The organism is Synechococcus sp. MU1643 (assembly GCF_020514095.1).
GTDB lineage: Bacteria > Cyanobacteriota > Cyanobacteriia > PCC-6307 > Cyanobiaceae > Parasynechococcus.
This window is the reverse complement of sequence record NZ_VTKY01000006.1, coordinates 108,144-117,466: the sequence shown is the minus strand read 5'-3', so window position 1 is coordinate 117,466 and position 9,323 is coordinate 108,144. Positions and strand designations below refer to the sequence as shown.

8 protein-coding genes are annotated in these 9,323 nt (G+C 47.6%); 7 read left to right on the top strand and 1 reads right to left on the bottom strand.

The features are described from left to right. The first annotated feature begins 248 nt into the window (after positions 1-248). Both FZX09_RS10055 and FZX09_RS10050 read left to right on the top strand, forming a co-directional pair. On the top strand, positions 249-2,087 hold the full coding sequence (locus FZX09_RS10055) for an ABC transporter ATP-binding protein (RefSeq protein WP_226402439.1): 1,839 nt from the start codon (positions 249-251) through the stop codon (positions 2,085-2,087). Between the two features lie 48 nt (positions 2,088-2,135). Next, positions 2,136-3,365, top strand: a complete 1,230-nt coding sequence (locus tag FZX09_RS10050; RefSeq protein WP_226402437.1) for an O-antigen ligase — start codon at positions 2,136-2,138, stop codon at positions 3,363-3,365. 5 nt (positions 3,366-3,370) lie between these two features. Here FZX09_RS10050 and FZX09_RS10045 read toward each other — a convergent pair whose 3' ends face one another. After that, positions 3,371-4,258 (bottom strand): glycosyltransferase family 2 protein, encoded by an 888-nt coding sequence (locus FZX09_RS10045; RefSeq protein ID WP_226402435.1) that lies wholly within the window; start codon positions 4,256-4,258, stop codon positions 3,371-3,373. 252 nt (positions 4,259-4,510) lie between these two features. Here FZX09_RS10045 and FZX09_RS10040 point away from each other — a divergent pair, with 252 nt between their 5' ends. The 5 genes from FZX09_RS10040 (at position 4,511) to FZX09_RS10020 (ending at position 9,312) form a co-directional block, all read left to right on the top strand. Next, the gene (locus FZX09_RS10040) at positions 4,511-6,895 is read left to right on the top strand and encodes a UvrD-helicase domain-containing protein (protein ID WP_226402433.1); all 2,385 of its coding nucleotides are present in this window, start codon (positions 4,511-4,513) and stop codon (positions 6,893-6,895) included. Positions 6,896-7,032: 137 nt separating this feature from the next. Beyond that, complete coding sequence (locus tag FZX09_RS10035; protein ID WP_370624233.1) at positions 7,033-8,175, top strand: CCA tRNA nucleotidyltransferase; 1,143 nt, start codon at positions 7,033-7,035, stop codon at positions 8,173-8,175. Between the two features lie 279 nt (positions 8,176-8,454). Then, complete coding sequence (locus FZX09_RS10030) at positions 8,455-8,631, top strand: hypothetical protein (protein WP_226402431.1); 177 nt, start codon at positions 8,455-8,457, stop codon at positions 8,629-8,631. Then, positions 8,631-8,864, top strand: a complete 234-nt coding sequence (locus FZX09_RS10025; protein WP_226402429.1) for a hypothetical protein — start codon at positions 8,631-8,633, stop codon at positions 8,862-8,864. Before FZX09_RS10030 ends, FZX09_RS10025 begins: the two co-directional genes overlap by 1 nt. Before the next feature lie 64 nt (positions 8,865-8,928). Beyond that, a complete protein-coding gene (locus FZX09_RS10020) occupies positions 8,929-9,312 on the top strand; it encodes a hypothetical protein (protein ID WP_226402427.1) in 384 nt (127 codons plus the stop codon). Positions 9,313-9,323 lie beyond the last annotated feature (11 nt).

The following is a 9,323-nucleotide window of genomic DNA, read 5'->3' as shown; positions in this document are numbered from 1 at the left end:
AGCATATTCAGTTGTCTAAATAATTTTTTAAGTATTTTTTAAGAGCGCTTGCGCAATTCTTTTTCTTTTAGATGTCAAGAGGTAATCAACTAGTGCTTCTCACCAATTGCAGAAACTTAGATTTATTCTCTAGCATCTTTGTAGGCCTGGTGTGAGTCTGGATTGGTGGTCAATCGGTTGAGTGGCTGTCTGCAATTCTTTGGAACTTGAACTAAGTCAAGTAAAATAAATATACTTGTTCACTAAATGTGCAAAATGTTTTTACGAGTAGGACTCTGGTTGGGCTAAGACAGCTCATTAATTATGTTGAACCCAATGTCCTATCCAGGGTTTGGTTAATATTTCCAGTCTCAATATTGTCTGGCTTTCTTGATTTTGCCGCCGTTGCGGTGATAGGCAGACTTACGGGTAGCCTTGTAGGTAGCGATTTAGGAAATCTTCTTCCTGGCATCAAAGTATTTGGTGCAAGTGTATACGAACAGTCTCTGTGGCTTATAGCAATTTTTATCTTAGTAAATTGGTTGCAGTCAGCTGTTCGGCTAACACTCCGTTTCATGCAAGAAAATCTTGCTGGAGAAATATGGCTTAATCTTTCATGCCGTATTTTTAGGCAGATTCTTGAGCAGCCATATGAACGTCACCTTTCAGGAAGTATAACATCTCTTGCTTCAGATCTATTATCTAACTTAGAAGCGCTTCTTCGAGATATACTTACCCCAGCATTGAGAGCAATTAGCTGCATAATTAGTATAGTTATGTTGATTGCTGGAATTTTATATGTAGGGGGTGGAGCATCTTTCGCCTTAATATTAACTATGCTTCTGATGTATGTGGCCCTATCCTATTTTATAACACCAAAGCTTCGCTTTGCATCTAAGCGAAAAATTATCAATAGAGAAAAATATACCAAGAGTTTTTTTGAATCACTTGGATCAGTTGCTGATTTAAAGCTTGGATTAAACGAAGAATACTTTATCAATCGATATATAGGCTCTACGCAAATTTATAAAAAGTCTGTGGTTGACACAGTTGTACTTCCCGAAATTCCAAGATTATTTATCGAACCCTTGGGTATATCGGCGATTTTTTTGGTAGGGGTTTTGCCACAAATTCTTTCCGGGCAACAAGAAAAGATCATTGAAATTCTCCCGTTTTTGTCAATTTTGTCGGTAGGTGCTTTGAGGCTTGCAAAGCCCTTGCAGGATCTTTTTGCATCCATCTCGATACTCAGGGGTGGACTGCCTGAAATCAAAAATATTTTGTCACTCCTAAATAATACCAATACTTTTAACTCTACTAACATAAAATCTACAATTTCATGTGCCGAGGGTATTTTCCCCAAAAGATCAATCAGTCTTTCAAATGTGCACTACTCATACCCTTCATCTGACAATTCAGTCCTTAAGGGTATAAATATAGACATTCCAGTTGGTTCGCGTGTTGCTTTTGTTGGGCCTTCAGGAAGCGGTAAATCAACTGCAGCCAATATAATGCTTTCATTGTTACATCCACAGAGAGGAAAACTTATTTTAGATGGTATACCGCTTTTAGAAAGTGAAATTTCTGCATGGCATACATGTTGTGCAAAAGTTCCGCAATCAATTCAGTTATTGTCAGATTCTATTATTTCGAATGTAGCGTTTGGGCAGGCTCTAGAAAAAGTGGACGAAGATAAAGTTTGGGATGCTCTAGCAGCAGCTCAATTAGATGAAATTGTTTCTGAATTATCTTATGGACTCTATACACCTATTGGTGATAATGGTATTAGTCTTTCAGGTGGTCAACGTCAAAGATTAGCTTTGGCTAGGGCTTTCTACAGGCAAGCAAAGTTTTTGATTTTAGATGAGGCTACAAGTGCATTAGACAATCGAACAGAGTCTGAAGTGATGCAGTCTCTTGAGATTATTGGTCGAAGATGCACAACTCTAGTAATAGCTCATAGATTGTCGACTATAAAAAAATGTGATCGTATATATGAATTTCTTGACGGGAAGATTGTCGCATGTGGCCAATTCGATCAACTTCGAGAAACATCAAGTAACTTTCGCAGCATGATTGAGCTGCAATCATTTGACGGATTATGCTAAAATATTCATGTATGATAAATCGATTTGCCGCTTAAATTATCACAACATATGCCCAAATTGCTAAGAGTGCATATTGTTGATTCATATTTTGCGTTAATATTATTTGGCCAGGTCTTTTTTTCCTCTCTTGCTAATCTTTTGAGTGTTGATAATCGATTTGTAATGCTCTTGCTTAGGCTATCAATCATGATATTTAGTTATGGTTATATTTATTTATATATACGTGAAAAGAGAATACGAGATTGCTTTAATGTGTGGATTTTTTCTGTTTTGTTGTTTTGGTGTTTATACCTACTAAGACTTTTTTATGATGTCTATGTATCTGAAGTTGCATTAGCTTTGCCGGTATGGGAATTATTGGCTTGGAGTTTAGGTAGTTCTTTGCCAATTGCTATTTGTTGTTATATTATGGCATTGCAGCAAAAGCTTGATTTTGCGCTTATCAGACAAGTTAAGTATGGAGTATTCTTAATTGGTATTTCAATTATTTGTTTTCTTGTAGATCCTGGCCTGGACCAAGGTCGATTTTATTTAGAGCATTTAAATGCCATTACCTGCGCAAATGCAGGCTGTACTTTGATGATGCTTTGTCTTATAAAAGTCATGTTTAATAAGGCAAGATTGATTCAGGTTAATTCAACCCCGATAGCTTCGTACTTAGGTATACTTTTTGGTTTATTTGTAATTATTTATAGTGCGACAAGGGGGGTTTTTCTAGCCAGTTTGTTGATGATTTGCGCATCGGTTTTTCTTCTTCGCTCTCGCCTTGAATTTAAAGGACTGATGAAATCTAAATACGCTTTGCAGCTGGTAATCCCGTTTTCTATATTAATTTTATTGATTGGAACTTCGCCACATTTATTGGAAAAAGTATTTACGCCAAGATCTGCTAATACTATTTTGTCACGTTTAGAATTTTGGAAAATATCTATTGAGCAATTTGTGGCTAATCCTTTTATGGGTATTGGTTTTCGTTTGCAAGAGATACTTGGTAGCCTAGAGATTGAGAAAGGTGTTTATTATCCACACAACTATGTGTTTGAGTCTTTGGCTATAGGTGGTATTTCTATGACTCTCCCATTGCTTTATTGTATGTTTTCCCCATTAGCCAATTTTTTTAAGGAGATCAAAAATAATCCTACTACTCTTCCTTCCGGTCTTATGGCAGCACAGGCCCTAATTTATTCTATGCATAATGGGCACCTTGGTGATTTCCCTTTTTTCTGGATGGCTATAGGCATACTTGCAGGATCAAAATATCGAATTAAAGCTGGCTAGTGATATCAATAGTTATGGCGAGCATTAAGTATCTTGTATACTTGGTTTAATATTCCAGATCTTCCTAGCATTGTTGAGAGGCAAAGCATAAGGTTGTATAGCTTCGGGGTTTTCAGATATCTAGCTATAGGCTGAAGTAAATTTATCAGATATATTCCTACGCCGAGTTGATGTTTTGAAATGACTTCGAATCTTCCCATGCCGTATTTAAGGCTTCTGACCGGAGAAACTTGAAGTGAGTGATGGGCAATTGATAATTCCTTTAATTTAATTATGATTGTTTCTTGTTTGAGAAGTCGAATCAATAAATCTGTTTCCTCGTTTGATGCCCATGGGGTGTTTGCGCCAGGTCCAATATTTTCACTGAAAATGTATGAAAGTTTTTCAAGTTCTGATTTTTTGGTAAAGATATTTGAGGTTTCAGCCTTGGCTTTGAACAAGTCTAGTGTAGAATTTACCTGGGAATGACTTAGGCTTGGTTCGGATAGACTGCCGTTGATTTCTGATGGTTCTATTTTGGCTGTTATGACTGTGTCGACTTCTGCTTTTATCTGAAATAATCTTATGATATTTTCTATAAGTCTAGGTGGGTATAGACAATCATCATCAGGAAAGGCTATTAACGAGAACACAGCTTTTTTGGCGCCATAGTTCCTGGATTTTGAAGCTCCTTTGAAGTTAACTCTATTGTGCATTATTGGAAGCTTTGAGCTCCACTTTTTTAAAATATTATGCAATATGTCTTCTTCGTTTTGATCTACGATGATGATCTCAGCTGGCTTTTTTGTTTGCATGTAAATTGAATTGAGGAAGCTATCAACCTCATTTGTTCTTCCGTACGTGCAAAGTACTAAAGATAAATCAGCTTCGGTTGTCGGATTCTCTTGGGTCATGTTTCTGTAGCCTTTCCCTTAAAGTTTAATCCACGAATGCCCAGCCAGGCATTGTGCCGATGGAGAAATTTGATATTTTTGGAATATGCGGCAAAGTTTTTGTTTGTTTCGTTTATGCGATGCTGGTCAAGAGCAAATTGGCGCGAAATACTTTGTAGTTTGGTTAAACATGTTGATTCTTGAAAATGAGGTGCGGTTGTGGTTTTGAGGCTCTGGTCATGTTTTTACGCTTACTGCCTCTAAAATTGATCTATGAGTTTTTTAGATGGACTTAACGACGCCCAACGGCGGGCTGTCGATCATTGTGAGGGGCCCCTACTTGTGGTGGCGGGTGCTGGCAGTGGCAAAACGCGGGCACTTACTCATCGGATTGCTCACCTGATCGGAGAGCACGGTGCAGATCCGGCGCATGTTCTGGCCGTTACCTTTACCAATAAAGCCGCTCGAGAGATGAGGGAGCGGCTTGAGCTGCTCTTGGCCCAAAAGCTGGCGCAGAGCCAATATGGTCAGCCTTGGAGCACCCTGCCGCCAGTGGAGCAGCGTCAGTTGCGTTCGCGCATCTACCGCGAAGTCACCAAAGAACTCTGGATCGGCACCTTCCACGCGTTGTTTGCGCGGATGCTCCGCTACGACATCGATAAATTCCAGGACTCCGAAGGACTCACTTGGACAAAGCAGTTTTCGATCTACGACGAAGCTGATGCCCAGAGCCTGGTCAGGGAGATCGTTACTCAGGAACTGCAGCTGGATCCCAAGCGCTTTGACCCCAAGAAGACTCGTTGGGCGATCAGCAACGCCAAAAACCAGGGCTGGCTGCCCGATCAGCTCGAGGCTAATGCTGAAGGGCAGCGGGGAAAGCTCATCGCTGACGTCTACCGGCGTTACCGCAAGGCACTGGCGGCAAACAATGCCCTCGATTTTGACGATTTGCTGCTCCTTCCGGTGCAGCTCTTGCAGCAAAACGAGCAGGTGCGCAGCTACTGGCATCGTCGATTCCGTCACGTTCTGGTGGATGAGTATCAGGACACCAACCGCACCCAGTACGACCTGATCAAGCTGCTGGTGACCGATGGCAAGGAACCGCAGGATTACGACGACTGGGCCGGGCGTTCGGTGTTTGTGGTGGGTGACGCCGACCAGAGCATTTACAGCTTCCGTGCTGCAGATTTCACGATTCTGATGGGCTTTCAGGACGATTTCGGTGATCAGGCTCCGGATGAGGCCACTCGCACGATGGTGAAGCTGGAGGAGAATTACCGCTCCACCGCCACGATCCTGGGGGCGGCCAATGCGCTGATTTCTAACAACAGCGAACGTATCGACAAAGTGTTGCGCCCTACGCGTGGTGAGGGGGAATTGATCTCCCTCACCCGCTGTGATGACGAAATCGCTGAGGCGGAGGCTGTGGTGCACCGGTTGCGGACGATGGAAGCTGCCAATCCCGAGCTCAGCTGGGGTGACATGGCCGTGCTTTATCGCACCAATGCCCAGTCCCGTTCGGTCGAGGAATCGCTGGTGCGTTGGGGCATCCCCTATATCGTTGTAGGCGGAATGCGCTTCTATGACCGGCGTGAGATCAAAGATCTTCTGGCCTATCTGCGGCTGCTGATCAACCCGGCGGATACCGTCAGCCTGCTGCGGGTGATCAATGTGCCCAAGCGCGGCATTGGCAAGACCACGATCCAGCGGCTCACCGATGCGGCCAATCAGCTGGGCATTCCGCTGTGGGATGTGGTGAGTGACCCTGAAGCGGTGCGCTCCCTTGGCGGTCGTTCAGCCAAGGGGCTCCTTCAGTTCTGCGATCTTGTCAATGATCTCCAGTCGCGCAGCCGTGAGGTGGCACCCTCGGAACTGATTCAGCAGGTATTAGAGAAAAGCGGTTACGTCAGCGAGTTGATAGCTGATGGCACCGATGAAGCTGAGGAGCGGCGTCGCAACCTGCAGGAATTGGTGAACGCCGCTCTTCAGTACCAGGAGGAGAACGAGGAGGGTGATCTGGAGGGATTTCTGGCCGGTGCAGCACTGTCCAGTGATGCCGACAGCAAGGACACTGCCGCGGACCGTGTCACTTTGATGACGCTGCACAGCAGCAAGGGACTGGAGTTTCCTGTGGTCTGCCTGGTGGGTATGGAGCAGGGACTGTTCCCCAGCTATCGCTCCCTCGACGATCCGGCATCCCTGGAGGAGGAACGACGTCTTTGCTATGTGGGCATTACCCGGGCGAAGGAGCGTTTGTTCCTTTCCCATGCCAGTGAGCGGCGTCTTTGGGGTGGGATGCGGGAGGCGGCGGTTCCGTCGGTATTTCTTTCGGAGCTGCCGGAGGCTCTGGTGCAGGGGGAAATTCCACAGAGTGGTGGAGCAGCGCTTCGGCGCGAGAGGCGACTGGAACGGCTTACCCGTGTGGATAGGGACAAGCCGTCATCGGCCCCTGCGAATGCGGTGCGGCGACGTCAGGCAGGGCCGGCTCCTGGTCGGAGCTGGCAGGTGGGTGACAAGGTGATGCATGCCAGCTTCGGTGTTGGGGAGATCACCCATACCTTCGGTAGTGGCGAGAAGGTGTCAATCGCGGTCAAGTTTGCAGGGATGGGTCCCAAGATCCTGGATCCGCGTCTCGCCCCAATTGAGCCTGATGGTTGAGGAGGTTGATCTCAAGGGGTTCATCCTATGTATATGCGAGATGATTGAGCTGCCGACCGAAGCACCACGCATTGGATCTGCCCGGTGTACCGCCATCATTAGCGGCTGAGTTGCGGTGTGCTGCTCAAGACGCAGGAGTGACGCGGCTGGCCCTCGTGGGTGGCGTGGTCCGAGACCTGCTGCTGCATCAGCTGCATGGTGTTCCATGGGCCGGTGTTCCCGATCTTGATTGGGTTGTCGAGGGGAATGCTCTGGCCTTAGCGGACGTGCTGATGCAGCGCTGTGGTTCGCAACGGGTCACGGATGTTCAGCATTACGGGACTTACGGGACAGTTGCACTGCGTTTCGATGGAATCCCTGTTGATTTGGCGTCAGCCCGGCGGGAGATCTACCCGGTTCCCGCTCAGAATCCCAAGGTGGAATACGGCACGTTGGAGCAGGATCTTCTCCGGCGGGATTTCACCATCAATGCCATGGCTATTGATCTCATGGCTGAGCAGTTGGTTGATTCCCATTCGGGTCAACGCGGGCTGGCTGACAAGCAATTGACACTGCTGCATGACCACAGCATTCGGGATGACCCCACCCGCGTGATTAGGGCAGCACGCTATGCGGCTCGACTGGGGTTCACGTTGGATGAAAAAACTGAGGATCAAATCACCCAAACCATTCAGGCCTGGCCCTGGGCTTGGTCCAACAGTGCTTCAGTAACGGCGGCCCCACCGGCGCTCTCGACCCGTCTGAGGATGGAACTCGACCGTTTGTTCCAGCATGAACCTTGGTCGCAGGCCGTCGCTTGTCTGCAGCAATGGCAGGCTTTGACGCTGATTGATCCGAGCCTCCAGGGCGATCCGCTATTAATGCGGCGATTGCACTGGGCTCAGCGGCTGGAGCTCCCCCTCATGCTGGCTTTGGTGTCCGGTGCCAGGCATCCGTTGCGTATTGCGCAGCGACTTCAGCTTCCTGGTCAGCAGCAGCATTGGTTACGCCAGATGGTGGATTTGAAGCAATGGCTTCTGGCGGATGGCCCACGTGTTTCGTCGCTCCCGTCGGTCTGGTCTGAGGTCCTGGAGGCGCGTGGTGCGAAGGCTGAAAGCGTGGCTCTGCTGATTTGCCTGATGCCTGTTCAATGGAAACCTCTGTTGCGCTGGTGGGGACGCTGGCGGAAGATCAAATCGCCGAAGACCGCCCGTCAGCTCCTGGACTCTGGCTGGAGTGCTGGCCCAGCTTTGGGTCAGGAGTTGAATAGGCTCCGCCGTGAGGCTCAGGATAAGGAGTAATAAAAACGAGTGGCTATTTATTTCTACTTAGGTTTGTAGTGCCTTTGCACTTCGAACTCTTTTCTTGATTGATGCTACGCCCTTATGGATTGATGGACTCTACCGCGTTGGTAAGAGTTTTGAGCCCAGCATGGCAGCTTTTATTGAGATGCTTTGTGAAGACATCCAGCCACCTTTTTATTGCTTTTTCTGTGGATTTGGGGTCGGCTTATTGGTCAAAATCCGGTCACATTAAGACTGTTGTCTTGGTGTGGTTATTGTTTGGGCGGAGTTGTGATGGTGCGCCAGTCACTCGCTATTGGCGGGCGCAAGGTCAAGGTTCTGACGGTGGCTGGCCTGCTTGCGTTTTGCAGTCCTTATCTGGTGTGTTTCGCCATTGAAGGCAAGAGTTATGCCTTGCTGCTTCTGTCTGGGACGGTGTGCAGGGTCGCACCCGGTTTGCGTTGGCGGCTCTGATGGCTGCATTGCCTGGCTTGGTTTGTATCGTTAATGCCGCTGACTTTTTGTTCAGGGCTAGGGCAGCCAGCTGGATCGGTCCCCCGGATTACGCACTTTTGGAAGAGACCCTGGCCCGGGGGCTTGGGCTTTGGCCGCTGCCCCAGTTGGGATTGATTTTGCTGGTGGTGGTGTTGTGGCGTTGGGGAGGGCTGCACCGGATGTCTTGGCCTGAGCCTGGTGTCCTGGATTGAACCGGCTTGCTCCTGTCCCTGTTGCTGGTGGTTGGAGTTGTGGTGGGTGTAGTTCGTGACGCCGATGGCCTTCAGCCGTTATTGCGTTGTGCTCGTGCAGGCTTTGTTTACTGTTTTGGCCGTTCAGTTCGTTGCTCTAAACCTCAATAGTCTTAGCCGTGGCTGTGCAGTTAGGGTGCTGGGCCTGTTGTTGGCCAGTTGGTGGGGGCCCGGTTTTTATGAACTGGATTCTGCTCTGGGGGGAGTCCGTGAACAGGATCAGTTCCGTCTGATCATCCAGCGCACCGGTGGCCTCGTGGACCTTTATGGACCGCGCGCCCGTTTGCTCAATCTCAGTGATCGTATGAAAATTGCCATGGGTCGGATCCCACCGGATCCCGTGCTCTGGAGGGATGTCGACGATCTGGAAAAATGTCTGGTTGCGCTGCCATTGCCTTCGGAGCTCTAGCTGTCCAGCAT